Genomic DNA, 25,001 nt, shown 5'->3' with positions numbered 1-25,001 from the left:
ACGAGGGGTGAATATCTCGAAGCCGGCGTTCCGTCGGCGAACGCCCGATGAAATGGCTCGTACGATTCAGGTGTGGATGCGACGACGCAGGCGTTCCTCGCCGCGCTCATCGGAGCCGTCGTCGCCGGCGGCGCGGTGCTGGCGTGGCACCTGAGCGACCGCCAGCAGCACCACGCCCAGCCGGTCGAGGATCCGGTGGTCCCGGTCGGGGTCGCCGCCGTGCTCTCGGTGCTGCGCAGCAGCGCGGTCGTCGTCGACGACGCCGACGTCGTCCTGAAGGCCTCCGCGCCGGCGTACGCGATGGGTTTGGTGCGCGGCACCTCCCTGCTGTCGACCGACCTCGCCGACCTCGTGCACCAGGTGCGCCGCGACGGGCAGATCCGTGAGACCGAGCTGCTGATGAGCCGGCCGGGCATGCCCTCGCGGCACGTCACCGCCCGGGTCGCGCCGCTCGGCTCCCGGCTGGTGCTGGCGCTGGTCGAGGACCGCACCCGGGAGCGGCGCGTGGAGGCGGTACGCCGAGACTTCGTCGCCAACGTCAGCCACGAGCTCAAGACGCCCGTCGGCGCGATCCGGCTGCTGGCCGAGGCGGTCCACGACGCGGCCGAGGACCCCGAGGCGATCAAGCGCTTCTCCAACCGGATGCTCACCGAGAGCGACCGGCTCTCCCGGCTCGTCCAGCAGGTGATCGAGCTGTCGCGCCTCCAGGGCGACGAGCCGCTCGAGCAGCCGATGCCGGTCGAGCTCGACGAGGTGATCAAGGTCGCCGTCGACACCAGCGCGATCGACGCGGACTCCAAGCGGATCTCGATCGTCACCGGCGGCGTCCCGCACCTACAGGTGTTCGGCAGCGAGGAGCAGGTGACCGCGGCGGTCGCCAACCTCGTGGCCAACGCGGTGTCCTACTCCGACTGCGACGCCACCGTGCTCGTCTCGACGAAGGCCGACGACGACATGGTGGAGATCTCGGTGGTCGACCAGGGCATCGGCATCCCCCCGCAGGAGATCGACCGGATCTTCGAGCGGTTCTACCGCGTCGACCCGGCCCGGCACCGCTCCACGGGCGGCACCGGGCTCGGGCTCTCGATCGTCAAGCACGTCGCGGCCACGCACGGCGGAGAGGTCCGCGTGTGGTCCGTGGAGGGCCAGGGGTCTACGTTCACCTTGACCCTCCCCCGATATTTCTCGGCCCGTTCGACAAATTGGAACCAGGAGGCTGGCCGGTGACCCGCGTACTCGTTGTCGAGGACGAAGAGAGCTACAGCGACGCTCTCGCCTACATGCTGCGCAAGGAGGGCTACGAGGTCGCGATCGCTGCCAACGGCAACGACGCGCTCACGGAGTTCGACCGCAACGGTGCGGACATCGTGCTGCTCGACCTGATGCTGCCCGGGCTGCCGGGCACCGAGGTGTGCCGGCAGATCCGGCAGACCTCGAGCGTGCCGGTGATCATGGTGAGCGCGAAGGACGACGAGGTCGACAAGGTGGTGGGCCTCGAGCTGGGCGCCGACGACTACGTCACCAAGCCGTACTCCCCGCGGGAGCTGGTCGCCCGGATCCGCGCCGTGCTCCGCCGCGGCCAGGAGCCCGACCTCGCGCCGCCGACCCTCGAGGCCGGCCCGGTGCGGATGGACGTCGAGCGGCACGTCGTGACCGTCGACGGCCAGGCGCAGCGGCTGCCGCTCAAGGAGTTCGAGCTGCTGGAGATGTTCCTGCGCAACCCCGGCCGGGTGCTCACCCGCGGCCAGCTGATCGACCGCGTCTGGGGCTCCGACTACGTCGGCGACACCAAGACCCTCGACGTCCACGTCAAGCGGCTGCGCGCCAAGATCGAGCCCGACCCGGGCGAGCCGAAGTACCTCGTCACCGTCCGCGGGCTGGGCTACAAGCTGGACGTCTGAGCGACGCGCGAGGCGGGCACCATGGCGCCATCTCGCGCAACGGCGTCCGAAAACCGCGTTACCGATGTCGGTGCCGCTCCCTAGTCTGGGCCGGTGACGAGTACGACGAGCGCGGCAGCCCCGGCGGAAGCCACCGTCCCCGCCCCCTGGCTGCCGGTGACGGCGGTGGCCGTGACGCTGGTCTTCTGGGCCTCGGCGTTCGTCGCGATCCGGCACCTGGGCCACGACTTCTCCCCTGGCGCGCTGTCGCTGGGCCGGCTGCTGGTCGGCGCGCTCTGCCTGGGCGCGGTCGCACTGAGCCGCGGCTTCCCCCGGCCCAGCGGCCGCGAGTGGGTCTCGATCGCGCTGATCGGGGTGCTGTGGTTCGGCGTCTACAACGTCGCCCTCAACGAGGGCGAGCACCGGGTCGACGCCGGCACGGCCGCGATGCTCATCCAGGTGTCGCCGGTGCTGATCGCGTTCCTGGCGGCGGCGTTCCTCGACGAGCGGTTCACGCTCTACCTCGGCATCGGCCTCGCCCTGGCGTTCGGCGGCGTCGGGCTGATCAGCCTGGCGTCGTCCGAGGGCGGCGACAGCGACGTGCTCGGCGTACTGCTGTGCCTGGTGTCCGCGGTCGTCTACTCCATCAGCCTGATCCTGCAGAAGCCGCTCGTCGCCCGGCTGCCCGCGATCCAGGTGACCTGGCTGGCCTGCACGGTGGGCGCGGTCGTGTGCCTGCCGTTCCTCGGGCAGCTGATCGACGAGGCGGGCGACGCGCCCGCGTCCTCGGTGCTGTGGGTGGTCTACCTCGGGGTGTTCCCGACCGCGATCGCGTTCACCACCTACGCCTACGCGCTGCGCCACATGTCCGCGAGCAGCCTCGGGGTGACGACCTACCTGGTCCCTCCGATCACGATCGTGATGGGCCTGGTGCTGCTCGACGAGACCCCGGCCGGCATGGCGTACGTCGGCGGCGCGCTCGCCCTGGTCGGCGTCGCCGTCGCCCGCCGCAAGCCGCGCACGATCGCCGACGAGGTCTCACCCCCCGCCTGACCCGGTCCCGGGGTCGCGTGGGTCACGCCCGCGCGTGACGACCTGCGCGACGGGGAACAGGGCGGCATGACCTCCTCCCCGCAGGCCCCCCTGCTGCGTTACGCCGCGCTGGCGCGCCTGCTGGTCCGGCATCGCCGCAGCGACCTCCTCTCCGGCATGGGCCTGGACGGCTTCCCCCGCGACGACGAGGCACCCGAGGGCGACGAGGCGCTCGCGGAGCGGTTCGCCATCGACCTCGAGGAGCTCGGCCCCACGTTCATCAAGCTCGGGCAGCTCCTCTCGACCCGCTTCGACCTGCTGCCGCCGGCGTACACGACCGCGCTGGCCAGGCTGCAGGACGACGCGGAGCCGGAGGACTTCGACGCGATCCGCGAGGTCGTGGAGACCGAGCTGGGCGGGACGGTCCACGACCTGTTCGGGTCCTTCGACCCCGAGCCGCTGGCGGCCGCGTCGCTCGGGCAGGTGCACCGGGCCACGCTCCGCAACGGCCGGGAGGTCGTGGTCAAGGTGCAGCGACCGGGCATCCGCGACCAGGCACGCGAGGACATGGAGACGCTGGCGCGGCTCGCCGGCCTGGCCGACCGGCACACCGACGCGGGCCGCCGCTTCGGCTTCGAGCAGCTGCTCGCCGAGTTCCGCCGGTCGCTGGCCGGCGAGCTGGACTACCGCCGGGAGGCGCGCAACCTGCGCCGGTTCCGCGAGCTCACGTCCGACTACGACCTGCTCGTGGTCCCCGCCCCGGTCGAGGAGCTCTCGACGTCACGGGTGCTGACCATGGACCGCATCGACGGACGCAAGGTGACCGAGGTCGGGCCGCTCGGGCTGATCGACCTGGACACCCGCCCGATGGTCGAGCAGCTGTTCGGCTGCTACCTGGACGCGATGCTCCGCCACGGCTTCCTGCACGCCGACCCCCATCCGGGCAACATGCTGATCACCGACGACGGCCGGCTGGCGCTGCTCGACCTCGGCATGGTCACGACCGTGGCGCCCCGGCTGCGGGACCAGGTCATCAAGCTGCTGATCTCGCTGGGCGACGGGGACGGCGACGAGGCAGCGGCCGTGCTCGCCGGGCTCGGGCACCCGCTGCAGGACTTCGACGCGGCGGCCTTCCGGGCCGACGTCGGACAGCTGGTGTCCGAGGCCACCACGTCCGGGCCGGACGTGCAGGCGGGTACGGCGCTGGTGCAGCTGAGCCAGATCTCCGGACGGCACGGGCTGCGCCCGCCCGCGGAGATGTCGATGGTCGGCAAGGCGCTGCTCAACCTCGATCAGGTCACCTTGCACCTCGACCCGACCTTCGACCCGGCGGCCGCGGTGCGGGACAGTCTGGTGTCGCTGATGCGCAGCGGGCTCAACGTCAGCGCCGCCGGGGTGATGAGCGCGGCGCTGGAGGCCAAGGAGTTCACCGCGAACCTGCCGCGCCGCGGCAACCGCATCCTGGAGGCGCTGTCCGAGGGCGAGCTGAGCATCCGGGTGCACGCGGTCGACGAGGAGCGGCTGCACACCGTGCTGCACCGGGTCGCCAACCGGCTCACGTTCGGGATCGTGATCGCCGCGACCGTGCTGGGGGCCGCGATGATGATGCGGGTGCCCTCGGAGCACCGGGTGCTCGGCTACCCCGCGGTCGCGATGGCGTTCTTCGTGTTCGCGGTGCTGAGCGGCGGCGGCCTGATCGCCTGGGTGCTGCTCACCGATCGTCGGGTCGCTCGCGAGCGTCGTCAGGACCCGGGCGGCTGACCGGCCGGGTCCTCGGACTCGAGCCAGCCGCGGAACGCCTCCAGGTTGTGGGTCGGCTCGCCGCGCAGCGTGCGCCACTCCCACTCCTTGCGGATCGAGGAGGCGAAGCCGAGCTCGAGGATCGTGTTGAACGACTCGTCGGCGTAGGTCAGCAGGGACCCGAGCAGCCGGTCGAGCTCCTCGGGGGTGACCGAGCTCAGCGGTAGCCGGCCGTCGAGGTAGATGTCCCCGAGCCGGTCGATCGCGAAGGCGACGCCGTACATCCGCAGGTTGCGCTGCAGCAGCCAGCGGTAGACGCCCTCGTGGTTCTCGTCGGGGTTGCGGCACACGAACGCGTGCACGCCGAGTGCGTGGGTGCCGACGTCGAGGCGGACCGCGGTCTGCAGCTTGCGCTCACCGGGCAGCGAGAACGAGAAGACCCCGTCGGACACCTCCTCGACCTCGAGGTCGTTGGCGGCCAGGTAGTCGCGGACGACCTGCTGGGGATCGGTCGTCACGCGGTCTCCCGGAGCTGGGTGCGGGCGCGCCCGTAGACCTCGAGCACCTGCTCGGCGGTGTGCTCCCACGAGAACGTCCGGGCCTGCTCGAGGGCTCCGGCGGCGAGGCGGCCCCGCAGCGCGTCGTCCTCGACGACCCGCCCCAGCGCGTCGGCCCAGGCCCGGGGGTCGTGGCCGTCGACCAGGAGGCCGCTGCGCCCGTCGCGGACGACCGTCGTGAGCCCGCCGACGGCGGCGGCGACGACCGGGGTGCCGGTGGCCTGGGCCTCGGCGGCCACCAGACCGAAGGACTCGTTGTACGACGGCACCGCGACCAGCGTCGCCGCGGCGCACCAGCGCGCCAGCTCCTGCTGGGAGACCGGCGGCACGAACCGGACCACGCCGTCGGGCCCGTCGAGGCCGAGCTCGCCGGCCAGCTGCGCCAGGGACTCGGGGTGCTCGAGACCGGTGCCGGAGGGGCCGCCGACGATCGGGACCACCAGCCGGGAGCGCAGCCCGGGGGTCCGGGCGAGCAGCTCGGCGACCGCGCGGAGCAGCACGTCGGGGGCCTTGAGGGGCTGGATCCGCCCGGCGAACAGCAGCACCGCCGCGTCGGACGGCAGGTCGAGGGCGGCCCGGGCGGCCGCCTTGTCCTGCGGGCGGAACAGCTCGAGGTCGACGCCGGGGTGCACCACCTCGACCCGGCCGGGGTCCGCGTCGTACAGGTTGATCAGCTGCTTGGCCTCGAGGTCGGTGTTGGCCACGAGCATGTCGGCGGCCTCGACGACCTGCTCCTCGCCGATGATCCGCGCGGCCGGCTCGGGGGTGTCTCCGGTGGCGAGCGCGTCGTTCTTGACCTTGGCCATCGTGTGCATCGAGTGCACCAGCGGCACCCCCCAGCGGTCGCGGGCGAGCGCGCCGACCTGGCCCGAGAGCCAGTAGTGGGAGTGCACGACGTCGTAGTGCCCGACGGGCTGGACGGCCTCGGCGCGCAGCACCTCGCGGGCGAACACGCACAGCTGCCCGGGCAGCTCGCCCTTGGTGAGGCCCTCGAACGGCCCGGCGTGGATGTGCCGCACGGTCACCCCGTCGCCGACCGGTACGGCGGGCGCCAGGCTCGAGCGGGTGGCGCGGGTGAAGATGTCCACGGCGATGCCCTGCGCGGCCAGCCGCTTGGACAGCTCGATGACGTAGACGTTCATGCCGCCGGCGTCGCCCGTGCCGGGCTGGTCGAGGGGTGAGGTGTGCAGGCTGATCATCGCCACGCGCCGGATCGGTTCCACAGCCACCTCGGGGTCGTTTGCTCGTCGGGTCCAACCGGGGTGAACACGCCCGAGCCTGTGTTGATTCCCCTGGGCCGGCCTTGCTACCTGTGCCCGGGCCGGTCAGCGGGCATGCGAGCCGCGGCTGCGACGCGACGGCGGCGGGGTCGCGACCGCCTCGGCGGGCCGGTCCCGGCCGCCCCGGCTGAGCGCCACGACCGACACGACGAGGGCGCCGGCCCCGAACACGGCGTCCACGATCAGCGGGTCGCCGCCGTCACGCACCACGGCGAGCAGCGAGCCGACCAGCGCCGCGAAGCACACCGCCACGATGAAGCGCAGCCACGTGGCGCCCTTGCTGACCAGGCTGGCCCCGGCCGCGAGCACCGCGATCGTCAGCAGCGCCACGCCCGCCCAGGTGATCCCGTCGACGAGCCCGCCACCGAGGTCGGCCCGGTCGGCGACGTACGCCGCCAGCCAGCACAGACCGCCGAGAGACCCGGCCACCGCAGCAGGCACCCGCATGCACAAACCCCTTCCGACGACAGGTCAGTGTGCCACCGCTGGCCGACCGTCCACCACAATGTCCTGGTGAGCAGTCTCCGCACCGCCGTCGTCACCGGGGCCAGCAGCGGGATCGGCGCCGCCACCGCGCGCCGTCTGGCCCACGAGGGGTTCCACGTCTTCTGCGCCGCACGGCGCCGCGACCGGATCGAGCCGCTCGCCGCCGAGATCGGCGGTACGCCGGTCGCGTGCGACGTGACGTCCGTGGACTCGGTCGCGGGGCTCGCGGCCGCGGTCGGCGACCGGCTCGACGTACTCGTCAACAACGCCGGCGGCGCCTTCGGCTCGGCGCCGGTCGCGGCCGCGGACAGCGACGACTGGCGACGGATGTACGAGGTGAACGTCCTCGGGCTGATGCAGGTGACCCGGGCGCTGCTGCCGGCCCTGCTCGCCAGCGGCGCGGGCGCGATCCTCAACGTCGGCTCGACCGCCGGCCGGATCGCCTACGAGGGCGGGGCGGGCTACACGGCGGCGAAGCACGGCACCAAGGTCGTCACCGAGACGCTGCGCCTGGAGCTGTGGGACCAGCCGGTGCGGGTGATGGAGATCGCGCCCGGCATGGTGAAGACCGACGAGTTCGCCCTGGTGCGCTTCGAGGGCGACCGTGAGAAGGCCGACGCGGTGTACGCCGGGGTCGCCGAGCCGCTCACCGCCGAGGACGTCGCCGACGCGATCGGCTGGATGGTCACCCGGCCGCCGCACGTGAACATCGACGAGCTGGTGATCAAGCCCCGCGCCCAGGCCGCCCAGCACAAGATCCACCGCCAGGGCTGAGCGGCGCAGCCGCGAAGCCCTGAGCGGCGCAGCCGCGAAGCCCTGAGCGGCGCAGCCGCGAAGCCCTGACGCGGTGAAGGTCGAGCGAGCCCTGCGACCGACGAAGGAGGTCGCGAGGGGCGGATCGAGACCCAGTCGGCTCAGCGGGAGATCTGCTTCGGCCTGCGGGTCACTCGTGGTCACGGTCGATGGCAGCAAGGACGGGTACGGCGCGCGTCGGGTCGCCGCCGCTGCCCGGCTCTCCGGCCGCCACCTCATAGCGCGGTGTCTGGGTTGAACGTGGCTCATCCCAGCCACCGCACTGATCCGCTCAGCCACCGACCAGCACCGGCCGCGCGGTCACCACCTCCAACGACTCCGCCTCCCCCGGGATCGTCACCGTCCCACCCACGGGCCGCCACCCACCAGCACCCACCCGGAAGTCCGCCGCATACGTCGTGTCCACGCTCACCCCCACCCGGCCCTTCGACAGGTACCGGTGGGTGATCTCCAGGTCCGGGTACGCCGACCCCGCCGACCGCGTCTGCTCACTCGACCCGTCCCCGTAGTGCCACGTGAACGACTCCGGCCAGATCCGCAGCTCCACCCGCCGCCCCAACAGCCGCACCACCCGCGTGAACTCCCCCTGCTCGGTATAGAAGTTCGTCTCGAAGTTCACCAACGTCCGCCCACCCGGCGGCTGCACCACCAACTCCGACGCCGGCAACGGAATCCGCCGGAACGCGGTCAACACCCGGCCCGGCGTCACCTGAGGCGGGGCGACTGGGGTCACGTCTTCCGGGCAGTTGTCGCCCTGGAAGATGCCGACATCGTCCGTGGTGACGAAGTACGTGAAGGTCATGACCGTTCCGTCCGAGCAGTAGGCGGGCTCGCCACAGGTGCGAGCACCAGCCATCCCAAGAGCGCAGGCATTGAGTGTCTCCCAGTGACCGGCCGCTGGCTCCACGGCGACGTTCTCGGCCTCAGGCGCGCCATGATCTGGACTCGACGAGCCGCTCGCAGCCGTCCAGAAGTAGCCCGGTCCTGATCCGGTATCCGTGGCCCAACCTGTGGCGGGGAAGAGCAGGAGCACGGTCGCGACGGCCGCCAGAAGTCGCGCCATTGCTATCGCTTTGATGGGTCCTCACCCCAATACTCGAGCGCCCATCGACCCTCGTCCTTGCGAAGGAGGCTCATCGCGTCCACCTGTTTCGCCGGATAGGTCGAGGGTTTGCCGCTCGGATAGCTGATCACTTGCCGTGAAGAAGCGAGCTTGTAACGGACCGTGATCCGCCCGCCATTGTCGAAGAACGCGCTCGAGATGTCCGACACGTCGTACTCACCACCGTGGACGTCGGCCTTTCGCTCCACTAGGCGCTCCAACCCGCGTATGCCAGATACACACGGCTTGCACTCGGGCCCAGCAAGGCCGCGTAGACCGTCGAGATCCCCGGTCGCCTGGGCGTAGTTGACCATCTCCCAGTAGAACCTCACGAACGCCTCGGCAGCGGCGGCGTCCGTCCCCTTCGCCTCAGCAGGCATCGTCGGCTCCACCGGACCCGATACCGCGGTGGTCGACGGCGACGAGGGCAACGACCTGGACGGCGAGGGCTCGGCGAACTTGGGCTCGGGGTCATCCCCCGAGCAGGCGCCGAGCGCGAGCACCGAGACCAGCGAGAGTGCGGTGAGGGCCGTCCGAGACCGGTTCACGAGCCCGATCATTCCCCGAGATCGCCCGATGTGAAACCGCCGTATCGCCGCCTGTGGAGAGTCTGACAGGATCAGGACCATGCAGACGATCGGACTCGTCGGCGGGATGAGCTGGGAGAGCAGCGCCGCCTACTACGAGGCACTCAACCAGGGCGTCGAGGAGCGGGTCGGCGGGCTGTCCTCGGCCAAGACCGTGATGGCGTCCGTGGACTTCGCCGAGGTCACCGCGCTGCAGGAGCAGGAGCGCTGGGACGACGTCGCGGAGATCCTGGCCGGCGCCGCCCGCGGGGTCGAGGCCGCCGGGGCCGACTTCCTGCTGCTGTGCACCACGACGTTCCACCGGGTGGCCGACCAGGTCGCCGACGCGGTCGACATCCCGCTGCTGCACCTCGCCGACGTGGTCGCCGAGGCCTGCAAGGCCGAGCGGCTGGAGTCGGTCGGGTTCCTCGGCACGACGTTCGCGATGTCGCGCTCGTTCTTCACCAGCCGGATCGCCGACCACGGCCTGACCGTGCACGTGCCGGACGCCCGCCACCACGAGACCCTCAACCGGGTGATCTACGACGAGCTCGTGCACGGCAAGGTGCTCGACGCCTCGCGGCGCAGTGTCGTCGAGATGATCGACGAGCTCTGGGATGCCGGGGCGGGCGGCGTGATCCTCGGCTGCACCGAGCTCGAGCTGCTCGTCCACCAGGCCGACGCCGACATCCCGGTCTTCCCCTGCACCACGCTCCACGTGGCCGCCGCGCTCGACCGCGCCCTGGCCTGACGATTTCGGGTAGTCCCTGACGAACGGGCCCCGTGGGATCGCTCCCAAGGGCCCGTTCGTCAGGGACTACCGTCCAGGACCAGCTCGACCAGCCGCACCAGCTCGGGGGTGAGGTGCTGCTCGGGGACGGTCGCGCAGTCGCCGCAGAGGTCGAACGAGTAGACGTAGCGGTCCGGTTGCGGCTGGCCGGAGGCGACCGAGGCGAGATCCACCCGGTCGAGGAGGGCCGCGACCTCGGGGGCGCGCGGGTCGTCCCCGTCGAGGTCCAGCTCGCCGGCGGCGCGCAGCCCGGCGAAGCCGCCGGTACGCCGCACGCTCACCTTCCGGGACGGTCCGCCGCCCGCGCCCGAGCCGGACGACGGCGCCGCCCCGGACACGCCCACCTGCTCCCACGCCGACCGCACCGCCTCGGCGTGCGCCCCCGCGGCCGCGACCGTCGCCGCGGCGAAGCCCGCGAAGTCGGTGCCCGGCCCGACCGCCCCGCCCGTGAGCGCGGCGTACCAGACCCGACCGGCGCCGTCCCACGACGTGCCGCCGATCGCGGTCGCCGCGAGCTGGAAGGCCCGGTTGGGGATGCCGGAGTTGAGGTGCACGCCACCGTTGTCGTCGGTGGTCTCGACGTAGTCGCGGAAGTGACCGACCTGCGGGTCGCGCCCGAGCGCCGGGTCGTCGTACGCCGTGCCGGGCGCGGCCATGTCGCGCAGCGCCCGCGCCCGCACGCCGGGCAGGAAGATCCCGGCCCCGATCAGCCAGTCGGCGTCGGCCGCGGTCTGGCCGAGCAGCCGCTGCTTGAGGCAGGCGGCGAACACGTCGGAGACCGACTCGTTCAGCGCGCCCGACTGGCCCTCGTAGCGCAGCCCCGCGGTGTGCTCGGTGACCGCGTGGGTGAGCTCGTGGCCGAGCACGTCCACGGGCCGGGTGAAGCGGCCGAAGACCTTCCCGTCGCCGTCGCCGAACACCAGCTGGGTGCCGTCCCAGAACGCGTTGTCGTAGTCGCGGCCGTAGTGGACGGTCAGGCTCACCGGCGCGCCGTGGCCGTCGTACGACGAGCGGCCGTAGACCTCCGCGAACAGCGCGAGCGCCCCGGCGACACCGGCGCCCGCCTCGTCGACGGCCGGGTCACCTGCCTCGGGCTCACCGGCCGACCGGACCACCCGGCCCGGCAGCGTGGTGCCGTGGTCGGCGGTGTGCACGGTCCACGCCGGCCCGTCGGCGGGCAGGACCGTCCGTCGCTGGGTGGCGGGCACCGTCCGGCCCGCCCGCAGCCGCTCGTCGACGAGCAGGCTCTCGGGCGCCACGAGGCGCAGCAGGTACGGCGGCACGAAGCGGCACGTCATGCCGCCAGGGTGTCACCCGCCGGTGCGGTCCACCAGGATGCTGTAGCCGAACACCATCGGGCTGGCGCCGAACCGCACGAACACCGACGACATCGTCGAGGCTCCCGGCGTGGACCGCAGCGTCCAGGCATAGGTGCACGACGGCGTCACCGGCATCGTCACCGGGGTGGCGAAGTCGAGGTCGTCGGAGACCGTCACCGAGGTGACTCCGCTCGGGGCCACGATGCCGAGGAGCACGTCGGGACTGGTCACCCGGGTCGCGCCGCCGTTGACGCTCACCCCGATCTGCCCGAGGCACGAGCTCGACCCGCCCCCGCCGGCGACCGCCACCCCGGGCGAGGCCAGCGCCGCCTTGCCGTAGCCGTTGGCCACGACCACCACGCAGCGCAGGCTCGCACCCGCGTCGCCGGCGCCCACGGCGTACGTCGCGGCCGTGGCGCCGGACACGTCCGCGCCGTTGCGCTGCCACGTGTAGGTCTGGACGAGCTCGGGGGTCCCGGCCCAGGTGCCCGGGTCGCAGGTGACGGTCTGCCCGGCAGCAGCGGTGCCGGTCACGGCCGGCGAGGTGAGGTTGCTCGGTGCATGGCCCGACGGCCCGGAGATCACGACGCCGGCGGAGGTCGCGGTCGCACTGCCCTGGCCGTTGGTGGCGGTCACCGCGCAGGTCAGCGTGGTGCCGACGTCCGGGGAGAGCACGGTGTACGCCGACCAGGTGGCCTGCGCGATCGCGGTGCCGTCGCGCCTCCAGATGTAGGCGAAGCCCAGGCCGGTGCCGCTCCAGCCGCCGGGCAGGCACGTGAGCACCTCCCCGACTCCGGCGGACCCGGAGACGATCGGTGGCACCGTGTTGGCGGGTCCGGTCGCGGTGACCGTCACGGGCCTCGAGGTCTGCTGAGCGCTGCCGCCCGTGCCGTTGGTCGCGGTCACCACGCAGGTCAGGGCCCGGCCGCTGTCGGCGGCCACGACGGCGTACGTCGCGGTGGTCGCGCCGCCGATGAGCGTGCCGTCCCGGCGCCAGGCGAAGGCGTAGCCGGTCGCGCCCGACCAGCTGCCGGGGCCGCAGGTCAGGGTCTGCCCGACCGCCGGGGTCCCGGTGATCACCGGCGGCGACTGGTTCACCGGGCCGGCCCCGGTGACGGTCACCGGCGCCGACGCCTGCTGGGTGCTGCCGGAGCCGTTGGTGGCGGTCACGACGCAGGTGAGCACGGCGCCGCTGTCGGCGGCGACCACGGTGTACGACGCGGCCGTGGCGCCGCCGATCGCGCCGCCGTCGCGGCGCCACTGGTAGGCGTAGGTGTTGACGGCGCCGCCACCGAACGGCCCGCTGCCGCCGCCAGACCAGGTGCCGGTGCTGCAGGTGAGCGAATGGCCGACCGCGGGCGTGCCGGAGACCGCCGGCGGGGAGAGGTTGGCCGGGCCCGCCCCGCTGCCCGACCCGGAGACCGTGACCGGGTCGCTGTAGGCCCACGCACTGGTGCCCGCGTCGTTGCCGGCCCGCACCCGGCAGCCGATCTCGGCACCGGCGTCGGCGGCGGTGAGCTGGTACGTCGAGCCCGTGGCGCCGCCGATGACGCCGCCGTCGCGCAGCCAGGCGTGCTCGACGAAGGACGCGCCGGACCAGGAGCCGCTCGAGCAGCTGAGCGTGGAACCCACCTGAGGCGTGCCGGTGACCGCCGGCGGGACGGTGTTGCTCGGCGGGCTGTCGCTGTCCTCACCGTCGCCGTCCTCACCGTCGCCGCCGCCACCGCCCGCACCGGAGCCGGGCCGGACGTTCGTGGCCCAGTAGGTGTAGCCGCTGGTGTTCCAGCGCTGCGCCCGGCCGTTGCCGGTGTCGGCGATGAACAGGTCACCGGACAGCGACCCGCCGTCCTGGTCGTGCTGGGCGATCGCGGTGGGGTTGCTGAGCCGTCCGGCCGCGCGGCCGGCCCGGGGCGGGTGCCCGAGGGTGCGGTAGAGCGAGAAGTCGTGGTTGGTGTCGACCAGGTAGACCGCGTTGTTGGCCATGTCGGTGACGACCAGCTGGCCCCACTTGTCGACCGCGATGCCCCCGGGAGCCGGGCGGTGGCCGCCACCCGGCCGACGCAGCGTGAACGTCTGGGACGGCTTCGACGAGTCGCGCAGCGACGCGGCCTTGTAGGCGAGCACCTGGCCACGGTCGGGCACCGCGACGTACAGCATCGCCGGCCGGCCGGCCTGCGGGCCGCCGTACGTGATGCCGCGCGGGTGGTCCGTGCCGGGCAGGTCGACGGTCGCCTGGAGGTCGCCGTTGCGGGCGTAGACCGAGACGCTGTCGTCGCAGCGGTTGGCCACGTAGATGCGGTTGCCGTGGGCGGTGATGCCGCCGTAGCGGTGCGGCGACGCGCTCGGGTCGCAGTCGCGCACGGGGCTGTGGTCGAAGTGGGCGATCACCCGGCCGCCGGGGGCCAGCAAGGACATCCCGGTCTCGTAGTCGACCCAGATGTCGTCCCCCGGGGTCACGAAGAGGCCGTCGACGGCCTCGTCCTGATCGAGCGGCACCGAGGGCTTGCGCTTGCCGTCGACCGAGATCCGCTGCAGCACGCCGCCGTTCGCGAACCCGACGTACGACGTCCCCCCGGAGCTGACGGCGATCGCCGTGGGGCTGTCCGCGGTCGCCGCGACCGCGTGCTCGGCGGTCGCCAAGGTCGCGGTCCCGAGCCCCGCGACGATCATGGCCAGGCCGACGATGCGGCCCAGGGGGGCGTAGCCGCGCACGTTCGTGAGCCTAGGCGGGACCGGGCCGGACGCGGCGTCTCGCCGCGACCTGACTGGACCGGTGGGGCGGCCTCGTCAGCCGGCGGGCGTCAGCCGGCGGGGGCGCGGTCGGGCGGGAAGCCGCCGGTGGCGACCGGCCCCCAGGAGTCGACGCGGATCCGGATCAGCGACTTGCCCTGACGGCGCATCGCGGTGCGGTACTCATCCCAGTCGGGGTGCTCGCCGGCGATGCAGCGGTAGTACTCGACCAGCCCGTCCTCGGCCTCGGGCGACGGCATGTCGAGCACCTCGGCGGTGCCGTCGACCTGGACCCAGGCGTCGTCCCACTCGTCGGAGAGCACCAGCACGCTGGCGGCCGGGTTGCGGCGCAGGTTCACGGCCTTCGCGCGGTCGGGGTACGTCGAGATCACGACGTACCCGTCCGCGTCCACGCCCCCGGACACCGGCGAGAGCTGCGGGCGGCCGTCCGCCCGGGTGGTCACGAGCACGAGGTGGTGGCGGGTGCGGACGAAGTCGAGCAGCTGGTCGTGGTCGACGCGGTCCTTCGTGGCGATCCGGGGCATGCGGCCACGGTAGTCGGGGGGCCCGATCTCCCCGGTGCACCGCCGGCCGCGCGGGTGGGACCAGGTCCGCCGATGTGGGCGGGTACGCCGCCCGCCACTAGACTCGACGAGGCCCTTTCCGGGCCCGCCAGTCTCGCGCGGCCGCCGCGCACCCCCATCGAACGGACGCCGTACCTCCATGTCTGCCCCCACTGATTCGCCCCGGACCGCTCGCACCGACCTCCGCAACGTGGCGATCGTCGCCCACGTCGACCACGGCAAGACCACGCTCGTCGACGCGATGCTGCGCCAGGGCGGCGCGTTCACCGAGCACCAGGCCGAGGGTGTCGCCGAGCGGGTCATGGACTCCGGTGACCTCGAGCGCGAGAAGGGCATCACGATCCTCGCGAAGAACACCGCGATCCACTACGCGGGTCCCGCGGGCGGCGGCAAGCCGATGACGATCAACATCATCGACACCCCCGGCCACGCCGACTTCGGCGGCGAGGTCGAGCGCGGCCTGTCGATGGTCGACGGCATCGTGCTGCTGGTCGATGCGTCCGAGGGCCCGCTGCCGCAGACCCGGTTCGTGCTGCGCAAGGCGCTCAACGCCGACATGCCGGTCGTGCTCGTGGTCAACAAGGTCGACCGCGGCGACGCCCGGATCGCCGAGGTCGTCGACGAGACCTACGAGCTGTTCATGGACCTGCTCGACGAGAGCCACAGCCAGGACGCGCTGGACTTCCCGGTCGTGTACGCCTCGGCCAAGGCCGGTCGCGCGTCGCTGGAGATGCCCGAGAACGGCGGCCTGCCGGACTCCCCCGACCTCGAGCCGCTGTTCAAGACGATCCTCGAGACGATCCCCGCGCCGCTGTACACCGAGGGCGCGCCGCTCCAGGCCCACGTCACCAACCTCGACGCCTCGCCGTTCCTCGGCCGGCTCGCGCTCGTGCGGGTCCACGAGGGCACGCTGCGCAAGGGCCAGCAGGTCGCGTGGATGAAGCGCGACGGCACCACCAAGAACGTCAAGATCACCGAGCTGCTCGTCACCGAGGGCCTCGAGCGCAAGTCCGGCGAGTCCGCCGGCCCGGGCGACATCGTGGCGGTCTCCGGCATCCCCGAGATCACGATCGGCGAGACCCTCGCCGACCCCGAGAACCCGGTGGCGCTGCCGCTGATCCACGTCGACGAGCCGGCGATCTCCATGACGATCGGCACCAACACCTCGCCGCTGGTCGGCAAGGGCGGCAAGGGCCACAAGGTCACCGCCCGCCTGGTCAAGGACCGGCTCGACGCCGAGCTGGTCGGCAACGTGTCGCTCAAGGTCCTCCCCACCGAGCGCCCCGACGCGTGGGAGGTCCAGGGCCGCGGCGAGCTGGCGCTGGCGATCCTGGTCGAGCAGATGCGCCGTGAGGGCTTCGAGCTGACCGTCGGCAAGCCGCAGGTGGTCACCCGGGAGATCAACGGCAAGATCCACGAGCCCGTGGAGCGGCTGACGATCGACGCGCCCGAGGAGTACCTCGGCACGATCACCGAGCTGCTCGCCTCCCGCAAGGGCCGCATGGAGCAGATGACCAACCACGGCACCGGCTGGGTGCGCATGGAGTTCCTGGTCCCGGCCCGCGGCCTGATCGGCTTCCGCACCGAGTTCCTCACCGACACCCGCGGCACCGGCATCGCCCACCACATCTCCGAGGGCTACGAGCCCTGGGCCGGCGAGATCAAGTCGCGCCAGAACGGCTCGCTGGTCGCGGACCGGTCCGGCGCGGCCACGGCGTACGCGATGACGAACCTGCAGGAGCGCGGCGTGATGTTCGTCGACCCCACCACGGAGGTCTACGAGGGCATGATCGTCGGCGAGAACTCCCGCGCCGACGACATGGACGTCAACATCACCAAGGAGAAGCAGCAGACCAACATCCGGTCCGCGACCTCCGACAACTTCGAGAAGCTCGTGCCGCCGCGCAAGCTCTCGCTCGAGCAGTGCCTGGAGTTCTGCCGCGAGGACGAGTGCGTGGAGGTCACCCCCGAGACCGTGCGCATCCGCAAGCTCGTCCTCGACCAGAACGAGCGGGCGAAGACCGCGAGCCGAGCGCGTAAGGCGAGCAAGTAGGGCCCGGAGCGAGGAACGAGCGGAGGGTTCTGCTTGCTCGGCGAGCTGTCGCGCGACGAAGGAGCGCCGACCGCGAGCCGAGCGCGTAAAGCGAGCAAGTAGCGCCAGCGCCTGACGGGTCGGGTGCCTGAGAGCGCGCCATGGCGCGTGCTCGGGCATCCGACCCGATGACCGGACGCGGGCCGACCGGGCAGTAGCATCGCCCCGCGTGAGCACCCAGCCTTCCGCCGAGCGCGTCCCCCACCCGTCGTACGAGCAGCTCGCCGGCCTGCCGGCGTACGCCGAGCAGCCGGTGCCGGTGGCGTTCGAGGACGTCAACGGCCACCTGAACGTGCGCCACTACACCGGCATCGCGAGCGAGGGCCTCGACGAGTCGCTGGTCCCGCTCGGGATCCCGCAGAACTGGCCGGCGCTGGGGCACGCCTGCTTCTCCGCCGAGCACCACCTCAACTACCTGTCCGAGCTGCGCACCGGTGACCGGATGTCCTCCCGGGTGCGGCTGCTGGGGCGCTCCGAGCGCGCCGCGCACGCGCTGGTGTACCTGCTGGACGACACCCACCAGCGGGTGAGCTACGTGATGGAGGAGATCTTCCTGCACATCTCGATGGCCACCCGGCGCACCGAGCCGTGGCCCGACGACGTGGCGGCCAACCTCGACCGCCGGATCGCCGAGGACGCGCAGCTGCCGTGGGCGCCGTCCGTCTCGGGGTGCCTGGCGCTGCGCTGACTCCCATCCCAGCACGCCGGGTCGCACCCAGGCCGCACCAGGGCCTCAGGCGGTCGCCTCGACCAGCAGCCGTTCCCGCTGAGCGGTCAGCTCCGCAACCCGGGTGTCGAGGTCGCGCTGCCGACCCGCCAGGCGGGTGCGGATCTCGTGCACGACCCCGGCGGCCTCGGCGGTACGCCGGGCCGCCTCGGTGATCCGGGACTTCACCGACCAGTCGGTGAAGATGTTGTCGAACCACACGTCGAACGCCTGGGTCAGCCCGTCGACCGACAGCCCGTGCACGACCTCGGTCATGCCGACGTCGGCGAGCTCGGCCGAGAGCCGCCGCAGCGCCTGGTCGGCGCCGTGCAGGAGGCGCTGGGCCTCGTCCATCCGGTCGTACTTGACCATGTCGGTGATCAGACCGCCGCCGAAGAAGGTGTCGTAGGTGGCCCAGCTTCCGGCCGACCCGAGCACCTCGCTCGCCCGCGCCAGCGCCGCGGCCGCCTGCTCGCCGGCGGCGAGCGCCTCCCGCACCTCCTTCGCCGCAGCACTCGACGACGCCAGCTCGTCGGCGATCCGGCCGAGCTCCTCCCCCGTGGGTCCTCCGGCCTCGGCCACCCACTGCTCCTTGGCCGCGGTCGCGCGCTCCCGCCTCCCGTGCACGTCCCCGAGCGCCGCGAGCTCGGCCTCGGCCCGGCGTACCTCGTCGTGGGTGCTGACCAGCCAGGCCTCGGCCCGGGCGGCGGCGTACTCGGCCGCCTGCCGCTCGGCCTCCTCGCGGTCGAGGTCGGTGTCGCGGCTGCCCCGGAGCGTCGCCCAGATGCGGGTGGGGCTGAACGACTCCAGGGCCCGGACGTCCCGGGTCTCGGCCGCGGCCTGCGCCCGAGCCTGCACCGCCGCACCCCGCGCGGACTCCTCCGACTGCCGCGCGCGCTGCAGCCTCGCGGTTACCCGCGCGTGCTCGGCGACCCCCTCGAGCGCCGCCTCCAGCTCCGTGTGCACTTGCCTGGCCCGATCCTCAGCGGTCACGGGCCCACCCTAGGCGTGCCGCCGTCACCAGTCGCACGACCTCTCCGGCGGTCGCGGCCAGCTCGTCGGCAGTGACGGCGGGGTCCATCGCCTCCGACAGCGGCCGTGGCCGGGAGTGGATCGGCAGGACCGCGTCGAAGAGGCCGCCGGCCGTCGGGCGCTCGACCCGCCCGCCCAGCGCCACGACGACCGCGCCGGCCGCGCGCGCGAGCCGCGCGACCCCGGCCGGCGTCTTGCCCCACGCGGTCTGCGCATCCAGCGACCCCTCGCCGGTGACCACGAGGTCGGCACCCACGAGCGCGCCCGCCAGGTCCGTCTCGGCCGCGACCCGGGCGAAGCCGGGCTCGAGCCGCGCGCCCAGCGCGAGCAGGGCCGCGGCCAGGCCGCCGGCGGCGCCAGCGCCGGGGACGGTGGCGATCGGTCCGGGTGCGGCGTCCCCGAGCGACCTGGCCCAGGCGGTCATCCGCCCTTCGAGGAGGCGCACCTGCTCCGGTGTCGCGCCCTTCTGCGGACCGAACACGGTGGCCGCGCCATCCACGCCGGCCAGCGGGTTGCGCACGTCGGTCAGCACGCACAGCTCGGCGTCGGTCGCGGGCAGCGACCCCGGCCCCAGCAGCGCGCCGTGCCACAGCGGGTTGCCGTCGGCGGGGTCGAGGCGGCGGCCCGTGGCGTCGACCAGCTCGGCGCCGAGCGCCGCGAGCATGCCGGCGCCCCCGTCGGTGGAGGCGGTCCCGCCGAGCGCGACCAGCACCCGGTCGACACCCAGCTCGAGCGCGGCCCGCACCTGGAGGCCGACGCCGTACGACGAGGCGCGCGGCGGCAGGGCGGAGTCGACGACACCGACGCCGGCCAGGCCGATGGTGCGGGCCGCCTCGACCACCGCGGTCCGGCGGCCGTCGTGATCCAGCAGCCCGATCGCGGCGGTGACTGGCCGGCCTATCGCGTCCACGGTGTCGACCGGCACCTCACGACCGCCGCCCCCGAGCAGGGCGGCGAGCGTGCCCTCGCCGCCGTCGGCGACGGCGTGGACGACCACCGCTGCCGTGGGATCGGCCGCCAGGACACCGTCGCGGACCGCCCACCCCGCGGCAGCGCTGTCGAGCGACCCCTTGAACGAGTCGAGCGCCGCGACCACCCTCACGCGCTCACCCGCGGCCGGGACGGATCCAGGCGTAGCCGTACGGTGGCAGCAGCAGCGGGTCGTGCCGGCGGCCGGTGAGGACGTCCGTGCCGGATACCGCGGGCAGCACCGCCGCCTCGCCACGGACGTTCGTCGCACACACGATCTCGTCGTCCGTGCCCACGGCGCGGCGGACCACGAACACCCCTGCGCCGTGGTCCTCGACCTGCTGCGCGCCGTACGGCGAGAACGCGGCGTGCTGCCGGCGGGCCGCCATGAGACCGGCGATGCCGGTGAACACCAGCGAGCGCCGCGGGTCCTCGTGCAGCTCGCGCTCGAGGGCGTCGGCGTCGAGCACGGCCCGGTTGATGCGACGGTTGATGCCGGAGATCCGCATACCCTCCCGGTCGGCCGAGGAACCGAACAGCGAGTGGTAGTAGATCGCGGGCACGCCGATGAACGACAGCAGGATGCTGTGCGCCGCCAGTGCGCGCGCGGCCACGGCCTCCGCGTCACGCACGTCCTCCGGCGTCACCAGCGCATCGAGGAAGCTGATGTTGAGCTCATAGACGCTCTGCCGCCCGTCGACCGAGGCCATCGACACCGCGCCGCCGTGGGCGAGCGTCCGCGCGACCAGCGCCTGCCGCTCCTCGTCGTCGAGGATGCCCTCTGTGGGGCGCAGCCCGATGCCGTCGTGGCTGGCGAGGAAGTTGAACCAGGTCGCGTTCTCACCGACCGGCCCCGTGATGTCCCTGGCCCAGGCCGTCAGCTTCTCCGTGCTGCCACTGACGAACGAGTGCAGCACCAGCGGCGGAAGCGCGAACTGGTAGACCAGGTGCGCCTCGTCGGTGCCGTCGCCGAAGTAGGCGACGTTCTCAGCGTGCGGCACGTTGGTCTCCGTCAGCAGCTGGGTGCCGGGGGCGACGTGGTCGACGACCGCCCGCCACAGCTTGACCACCGCATGGGTCTGCGGCAGGTGGAGGCAGGTGGTGCCGGACTCCTTCCAGAGGAACCCGATCGCGTCCAGGCGCACCGCGGACGCGCCGCGCTCGACGTAGCCGACGAGCACGTCGGTGAGCTCCAGGAGCGCCTCGACGGTGCCGACGTTGACGTCGACCTGGTCCGCGCCGAAGGTCGTCCACGCCTCCACGGTGCGGCCGTCGCCGCGCTCGAACGGATGGAACAGCGGGGAGACCCGGGGTCGCACCACCCGGCTGGCGTCGAAGGCCGGGTCGCGGGCGATGAAGAACCCGTCGTACGCCGGGTCGCCGGCGAGCCAGCCGCGGAACCACTGGCTCGACGCGGAGACGTGGTTGGCGACGAAGTCGAACATCAGCCCGTGGTGCTTCTCCAGCTCGGCGAGGTCGTCCCAGGTGCCGAGCGCCGGATTGACCTCGCGGTGGTCGACGACCGCGAACCCGTCGTCGCTGGTCCACGGGAACATCGGCAGCAGGTGGACGTCGCTGACGATGTCGCCGACGTGGTCGCGCAGCACCTCGGCCAGCGTGTGCAGCGGGGTCTCGCCGGGCCGGCGCACGGCGTCTCCGTAGGTGATGAGGTACGACGTGCCCTCGTCGGGGCGCGCACGACCTGGTCCGCTGCGGCCGTCGACGAGTGCGAGCAGCCGGTCGGCGACCTCCTGGCCGCGGCCGGGGTAGAGCTGCTCGGCGAGCGGGAGCACCCGGTTCCGGAGGCGGCTCACACGGGTTCCTCGCTCGCCGGGTCGAGCGACCGCTCGACGACCGCGGCGGCGAAGGGGCCGGGCGCCGGCGCGTCGCTCATCAGCCGGCGGGTGGTGTCCAGACCCCACGGGTCGAGCTCGGCGACCCGGTCGGAGAAGGACCGCAGGCCGCCGTACATCGCGATGGTCTCGGCCCAGCGCTCCCGCTGCGAGTAGGTGGGGCGAGCGACCAGGCTGTCGGGGTCGTTGACCCAGAACCGCCCCTGCTGCCAGGCCCGCGCGACCAGCGACATCCGGCCGCGCAGCCCGGTGGACCCGTCCTCGCCGCCCTCGTGGAAGGTGTCGGGCGAGACCCGCATCGCGTCCAGGAGGCCGACGCTGGGCAGGATCGGCGCCCCGCAGCCGAGCAGGTAGGCGCCCGGGCCGGCAGCCTCGCGCAGCAGCTGCAGCCCGGAGCGGTACGCCGCCACCGGGGACACGTCCTCGCGACGTCGGCCTGGCAGGGCCCCGGCGTAGAGGAAGTCGAGCTTGAGGTAGTCGACGCCGAGGTCGACGAGGTCGCGGACGACGGTCGCGAGGTGCTCGCGGACCCCGGGGTGGGTGAGGTCCAGGCCGCGCAGCTCCTGGCCCCAGTTCCGCCCGGCGTCGCCGACGAGCCAGTCGGGGTGCTCGTGGGCGAGCGCAGTGTCCGCACCGACGAGGAACGGCGCAAGCCAGATGCCGGCGCGCCGGCCCGTGGACCGGATGCGGTCGACCAGGCCCGGCAGGTCGGAGAAGCCGGCTGCCGGTCGCAGGTGCTCGCCGAGCCCGGCGCTCCACCCGTCGTCGATCTGCACCACCTCGACGACCAGCCCGGCGTCCTCGAAGGCCGAGAGGTTCTCGACGACGTCGCGGGCGGTGACCTCCTCGAAGTACCGGTACCAACTGCACCACACCCGTGGTGCCGGTCGCGGCGCTCCGGCGCCGGCGGCGGTGGCGAAGGCGTCGCCGAAGGACGTCAGCGCGGCGACGGGGCCATCGTGCTCGGAGACGTCGACCGCCCCGTCGCTGCTCACCCGCACCCGGTCGCCGTCGAGGGAGGCCCGGAGGGTGGGGACCTTCTCGGTCGCCTCCGCCACTGCGCAACGGACCGCCGGTGCGCCGGTGCCGGGGTCGACGACGAGCAGGCCCTCGCCCTGGATCGTGTCGTCCTCGGGGAGCGGGGTGCCCGGCCGGAAGCGCATCGTGTGCTGCCAGGGCTCGGCCGGCCGCTGCGGGCTCCCCCACGCTGCCCAGGTGGTCGGGCTCCAGCTCTGCCAGCCCTCGGCGTAGAACCGGGCCCGCGCGGGGTCGACGACCACCTCGGTGAGGGTCCCGCTCATGGGAGGTCGCCCCGGGTGCCGATCACGGCACCGCCCCGGTCCGCGGAGTCGCGGGCGGCGAGCATGATCCGCACGGACCCGGCCGCGTGGGCGGCGGAGTTCTCCGGCTCGCGGTCCTCGGCGACCGCGCACAGGAGCTCACCCATGGTGCCGGCGAACCCGTCGACGAACCACTGGCCCCGCAGCGGCAGCTCGCGGACCTCGCCGTCGCGGTCGAGCACGAGCCGGTCCGAGCCGACCAGCACGCTGCCGCGCAGCGTGCCCTCGGTGCCGTGGATCCAGAACGGGCAGGAGGGGTGGGTGGCCCGGGCGTTGCCGACGATCCGCAGCGTGGCGGTGGCGCCGGTGTCGCAGCCGAGCCCGATGGTGGCCGACCAGGGGTTCCGCGACTCGGCCGGCTGTCCGGGCACCCGGCTGTCGGTGGCGTGGACGGATACGACGGCGGCGGGGTCGAGCCAGGTGCGGGTGATGTCGATCCAGTGCATGAGGTAGTCGGTCACCAGCATGTGGTCGAGGTCGTCGAACGGCGTGCCGACCAGCGGCGGCAGCGGCTTGTCGTGGAGGTGGGTGACCCCGACGACGTCGCCGATCGCGCCCTGGCGCAGCAGGAGCGTGGCGAGCCGCCAGGCCGGGGCCCACCGGCCGTTCTGGTTGACCGCGACGCGGACGCCGCGCTCCCGGGCGCGGTCGAGGAGGCCCGGGAGCGCGGCGAGATCGGCGGGGTCGGTCGTCAGGGGCTTCTGGGCGAGCACGTGCTTGCCGGCATCGACGGCCCGCTCGATCCAGGCCATCCGGCCGGCCGTCGGCGTCGCGATGTCCACGACGCGCACCTCGGGGTCCGCGAGCAGGTCCTCGGCACTCGGGTAGACGCGCCCCACGGACGGGAACCGCTCGAGGGTGTCGCTCGTGGTCTCGGGGGCCTGGCTCCACACCCCGGTGACCCCGATGCCGTGCCGCTCGTAGGCCGGCAGGTGTGCCGTGTGGGCGATGGTGCCGGCGCCGAGGATCGCGACGCCTCCGCGCAGCGCCGGGTCGTCGGGCAGCCGGGGCCGCTCGTCGGGGAGGGGGTCGAGGTCCATCGCGCTGTCCACGGGGATCACGCGATCGGGGCGGCGTCGAAGCGGAGCAGGACCTGGAGGGTCCCCGGGTCGCCGGCGTCGAGCCTCTCGAACGCCCTGGCCACGTCGGCGGCGTCGACGACGTCGGTGACCAGCCGGGCGACGTCGACCCGGCCGGCGGCGACCTGGTCCATGAAGACCCGGACCAGCCGGGGCTGGTGCCACCGGGGTCCCAGTGCGAGCGGGGTGCCGGAGATCTGGCTCGCGACGATCCGGACCCGGTTGTGGTGGAACTCCTCGCCGAGCCGCAGGTGGGTGGCGCCGCCCTGGTAGAAGCCCGAGGCCACCACCGTCCCGTCCACGACGACGCAGCGGGTGGCCTCGTGCAGGGCACGGTCGCTGCCGCTGAGCTCGATGGCCGCGTCCATGCCGGCACCCCCGGTCAGGTCGCGCACCGCGGCCCCGGCTCCGTCGGGGTGGTCGGCGCGCACCACGTGCGCTGCCCCGAGCTCCCGGGCGACCGCGAGTCGCTCGTTGTAGGCGTCGACCGCGGTCACCTCGGCGCCGGCGAGCGTGAGCAGGCGGGTGGCGAGCAGACCGATCACGCCCTGCCCGAAGACCGCGACCCGGTCGCCCAGCCGGGCGTCCGAGGCGAGCACGGCGTTCAGGGCGATCGCGCCGACCCGGGCGAAGGTGCCGGTGCGCGGGTCGGCGGCGCGGGACAGCGTCCGGTCGGCGACGGCGGCGGCCGGGATGACGGCCTCGCTGCGGTGTCCCCAGATCCCGTGGACCAGGTCGCCGGGCGACACGGACGTGACGTCGGTGCCGACCTCGACGACCTCGCCCATCTCGGAGTACCCCCAGCCGGCCACGGGGTAGGCGAAGGTCGGGCTGCCGGCCCGGAACAGCCGCGCCTCGGCGTCCCAGGTGCCGTTGAGGTAGGGGTTCGTCCCGCGGTACGCCGTCAGCTCGGTGCCGGCGGAGATGCCGGAGTACCACGTGCGGACCCGCACACCGTCGCGGGTGAGCGGAGCGACGTCGCACTCGACGAGGGAGACGTCGCGGGGGGCGTTGAACGAGACGACCTGGGGCACGGGAGTCCTTCTGTGGG

Annotated in this window: 22 protein-coding genes; 8 read left to right on the top strand and 14 right to left on the bottom strand. The window is 73.2% G+C overall.

Translation table 11 applies throughout. From position 1 onward, the window contains the following. The first annotated feature begins 72 nt into the window (after positions 1-72). From QQZ14_RS05305 to QQZ14_RS05290, 4 genes are all read left to right on the top strand, one after another. The gene (locus QQZ14_RS05305) at positions 73-1,227 is read left to right on the top strand and encodes a sensor histidine kinase (RefSeq protein ID WP_284533173.1); all 1,155 of its coding nucleotides are present in this window, start codon (positions 73-75) and stop codon (positions 1,225-1,227) included. Further along, positions 1,224-1,901 (top strand): response regulator transcription factor, encoded by a 678-nt coding sequence (locus QQZ14_RS05300; RefSeq protein WP_284533172.1) that lies wholly within the window; start codon positions 1,224-1,226, stop codon positions 1,899-1,901. The genes QQZ14_RS05305 and QQZ14_RS05300 overlap by 4 nt, the downstream gene beginning before the upstream one ends. Before the next feature lie 93 nt (positions 1,902-1,994). Then, a complete protein-coding gene (locus QQZ14_RS05295; RefSeq protein ID WP_284533171.1) occupies positions 1,995-2,933 on the top strand; it encodes a DMT family transporter in 939 nt (312 codons plus the stop codon). 66 nt (positions 2,934-2,999) lie between these two features. After that, positions 3,000-4,673: an ABC1 kinase family protein gene (locus QQZ14_RS05290; RefSeq protein ID WP_284533170.1), complete on the top strand. Its 1,674-nt coding sequence runs from the start codon at positions 3,000-3,002 to the stop codon at positions 4,671-4,673. Here QQZ14_RS05290 and QQZ14_RS05285 read toward each other — a convergent pair. From QQZ14_RS05285 to QQZ14_RS05275, 3 genes are all read right to left on the bottom strand, one after another. After that, entirely contained in the window at positions 4,655-5,170 is a 516-nt protein-coding gene (locus tag QQZ14_RS05285) for a YbjN domain-containing protein (protein WP_284533169.1), read from the bottom strand. The two genes, QQZ14_RS05290 and QQZ14_RS05285, sit on opposite strands and share 19 nt — an antisense overlap. Then, a complete protein-coding gene (gene mshA, locus QQZ14_RS05280) occupies positions 5,167-6,438 on the bottom strand; it encodes a D-inositol-3-phosphate glycosyltransferase (protein WP_446740475.1) in 1,272 nt (423 codons plus the stop codon). Before mshA ends, QQZ14_RS05285 begins: the two co-directional genes overlap by 4 nt. A gap of 96 nt (positions 6,439-6,534) precedes the next feature. After that, positions 6,535-6,936, bottom strand: coding sequence for a hypothetical protein (locus QQZ14_RS05275; protein ID WP_284533168.1), 402 nt, complete (start codon positions 6,934-6,936; stop codon positions 6,535-6,537). Positions 6,937-7,002: 66 nt separating this feature from the next. Between QQZ14_RS05275 and QQZ14_RS05270 the strand changes: the two genes are divergently transcribed. Further along, the gene (locus QQZ14_RS05270) at positions 7,003-7,749 is read left to right on the top strand and encodes an SDR family NAD(P)-dependent oxidoreductase (protein ID WP_284533167.1); all 747 of its coding nucleotides are present in this window, start codon (positions 7,003-7,005) and stop codon (positions 7,747-7,749) included. Positions 7,750-8,059: 310 nt separating this feature from the next. Here the strand turns inward: QQZ14_RS05270 and QQZ14_RS05265 are convergent, their stop codons facing one another. Both QQZ14_RS05265 and QQZ14_RS05260 read right to left on the bottom strand, forming a co-directional pair. Beyond that, positions 8,060-8,851, bottom strand: coding sequence for a hypothetical protein (locus QQZ14_RS05265; protein ID WP_284533166.1), 792 nt, complete (start codon positions 8,849-8,851; stop codon positions 8,060-8,062). Between the two features lie 2 nt (positions 8,852-8,853). Beyond that, a complete protein-coding gene (locus QQZ14_RS05260; RefSeq protein WP_284533165.1) occupies positions 8,854-9,519 on the bottom strand; it encodes a DUF6318 family protein in 666 nt (221 codons plus the stop codon). On the opposite strand from QQZ14_RS05260, the gene QQZ14_RS05255 reads away from it, so the two are divergent. Further along, on the top strand, positions 9,518-10,207 hold the full coding sequence (locus tag QQZ14_RS05255; RefSeq protein WP_284533164.1) for an aspartate/glutamate racemase family protein: 690 nt from the start codon (positions 9,518-9,520) through the stop codon (positions 10,205-10,207). The two genes, QQZ14_RS05260 and QQZ14_RS05255, sit on opposite strands and share 2 nt — an antisense overlap. 59 nt (positions 10,208-10,266) lie before the next feature. Here QQZ14_RS05255 and QQZ14_RS05250 read toward each other — a convergent pair whose 3' ends face one another. The 3 genes from QQZ14_RS05250 to QQZ14_RS05240 all read right to left on the bottom strand — a co-directional run bounded on the left by QQZ14_RS05250 (position 10,267) and on the right by QQZ14_RS05240 (position 14,840). After that, positions 10,267-11,544, bottom strand: a complete 1,278-nt coding sequence (locus QQZ14_RS05250) for a protealysin inhibitor emfourin (protein WP_284533163.1) — start codon at positions 11,542-11,544, stop codon at positions 10,267-10,269. A gap of 12 nt (positions 11,545-11,556) precedes the next feature. Beyond that, complete coding sequence (locus QQZ14_RS05245) at positions 11,557-14,277, bottom strand: hypothetical protein (RefSeq protein ID WP_284533162.1); 2,721 nt, start codon at positions 14,275-14,277, stop codon at positions 11,557-11,559. An 89-nt stretch (positions 14,278-14,366) separates the two neighbouring features. Then, on the bottom strand, positions 14,367-14,840 hold the full coding sequence (locus tag QQZ14_RS05240; protein ID WP_284533161.1) for a PPOX class F420-dependent oxidoreductase: 474 nt from the start codon (positions 14,838-14,840) through the stop codon (positions 14,367-14,369). A 178-nt stretch (positions 14,841-15,018) separates the two neighbouring features. Here QQZ14_RS05240 and typA point away from each other — a divergent pair, with 178 nt between their 5' ends. Both typA and QQZ14_RS05230 read left to right on the top strand, forming a co-directional pair. Then, positions 15,019-16,932, top strand: coding sequence for a translational GTPase TypA (typA, locus tag QQZ14_RS05235; protein WP_284533160.1), 1,914 nt, complete (start codon positions 15,019-15,021; stop codon positions 16,930-16,932). Between the two features lie 208 nt (positions 16,933-17,140). Then, positions 17,141-17,659, top strand: coding sequence for a thioesterase family protein (locus QQZ14_RS05230; protein ID WP_284533159.1), 519 nt, complete (start codon positions 17,141-17,143; stop codon positions 17,657-17,659). 45 nt (positions 17,660-17,704) lie between these two features. Here the strand turns inward: QQZ14_RS05230 and QQZ14_RS05225 are convergent, their stop codons facing one another. From QQZ14_RS05225 to QQZ14_RS05200, 6 genes are read right to left on the bottom strand one after another with little or no spacing between them, the layout of a single operon-like run. Further along, entirely contained in the window at positions 17,705-18,670 is a 966-nt protein-coding gene (locus QQZ14_RS05225; protein ID WP_284533158.1) for a hypothetical protein, read from the bottom strand. Then, a complete protein-coding gene (locus QQZ14_RS05220) occupies positions 18,660-19,811 on the bottom strand; it encodes a glycerate kinase family protein (RefSeq protein WP_284533157.1) in 1,152 nt (383 codons plus the stop codon). The genes QQZ14_RS05225 and QQZ14_RS05220 overlap by 11 nt, the downstream gene beginning before the upstream one ends. Positions 19,812-19,815: 4 nt before the next feature. Further along, entirely contained in the window at positions 19,816-21,492 is a 1,677-nt protein-coding gene (locus QQZ14_RS05215) for a sugar phosphorylase (protein ID WP_284533156.1), read from the bottom strand. After that, positions 21,489-22,832 carry a glycoside hydrolase family 36 protein gene (locus tag QQZ14_RS05210; RefSeq protein ID WP_284533155.1) on the bottom strand — a complete coding sequence of 448 codons (1,344 nt, stop codon included), beginning with the start codon at positions 22,830-22,832 and terminating at the stop codon, positions 21,489-21,491. Before QQZ14_RS05210 ends, QQZ14_RS05215 begins: the two co-directional genes overlap by 4 nt. After that, the gene (locus tag QQZ14_RS05205; RefSeq protein WP_284533154.1) at positions 22,829-23,923 is read right to left on the bottom strand and encodes a Gfo/Idh/MocA family protein; all 1,095 of its coding nucleotides are present in this window, start codon (positions 23,921-23,923) and stop codon (positions 22,829-22,831) included. The genes QQZ14_RS05210 and QQZ14_RS05205 overlap by 4 nt, the downstream gene beginning before the upstream one ends. Positions 23,924-23,928: 5 nt before the next feature. Then, positions 23,929-24,984, bottom strand: a complete 1,056-nt coding sequence (locus QQZ14_RS05200; protein WP_284533153.1) for a zinc-dependent alcohol dehydrogenase — start codon at positions 24,982-24,984, stop codon at positions 23,929-23,931. Positions 24,985-25,001 lie beyond the last annotated feature (17 nt).

This window comes from Nocardioides sp. T2.26MG-1, assembly GCF_950101795.1.
Classification (GTDB): Bacteria; Actinomycetota; Actinomycetes; order Propionibacteriales; family Nocardioidaceae; genus Nocardioides.
The sequence above is the reverse complement of the archived record's forward strand: the minus strand, read 5'-3'. Positions and strand labels throughout refer to the sequence as shown.

Excerpts from the sequence above, each read along its gene's own strand:
- QQZ14_RS05255 (WP_284533164.1), top strand. The coding sequence starts at position 9,518 with ATGCAGACGATCGGACTCGTCGGCGGGATGAGCTGGGAGAGCAGCGCC.
- QQZ14_RS05290 (WP_284533170.1), top strand. The coding sequence starts at position 3,000 with ATGACCTCCTCCCCGCAGGCCCCCCTGCTGCGTTACGCCGCGCTGGCG.
- QQZ14_RS05260 (WP_284533165.1), bottom strand. The coding sequence starts at position 9,519 with ATGGTCCTGATCCTGTCAGACTCTCCACAGGCGGCGATACGGCGGTTT.
- typA (WP_284533160.1), top strand. The coding sequence starts at position 15,019 with ATGTCTGCCCCCACTGATTCGCCCCGGACCGCTCGCACCGACCTCCGC.
- QQZ14_RS05210 (WP_284533155.1), bottom strand. The coding sequence starts at position 22,832 with ATGAGCGGGACCCTCACCGAGGTGGTCGTCGACCCCGCGCGGGCCCGG.
- QQZ14_RS05275 (WP_284533168.1), bottom strand. The coding sequence starts at position 6,936 with ATGCGGGTGCCTGCTGCGGTGGCCGGGTCTCTCGGCGGTCTGTGCTGG.
- QQZ14_RS05250 (WP_284533163.1), bottom strand. The coding sequence starts at position 11,544 with ATGACGTGCCGCTTCGTGCCGCCGTACCTGCTGCGCCTCGTGGCGCCC.
- QQZ14_RS05240 (WP_284533161.1), bottom strand. The coding sequence starts at position 14,840 with ATGCCCCGGATCGCCACGAAGGACCGCGTCGACCACGACCAGCTGCTC.
- QQZ14_RS05265 (WP_284533166.1), bottom strand. The coding sequence starts at position 8,851 with ATGGCGCGACTTCTGGCGGCCGTCGCGACCGTGCTCCTGCTCTTCCCC.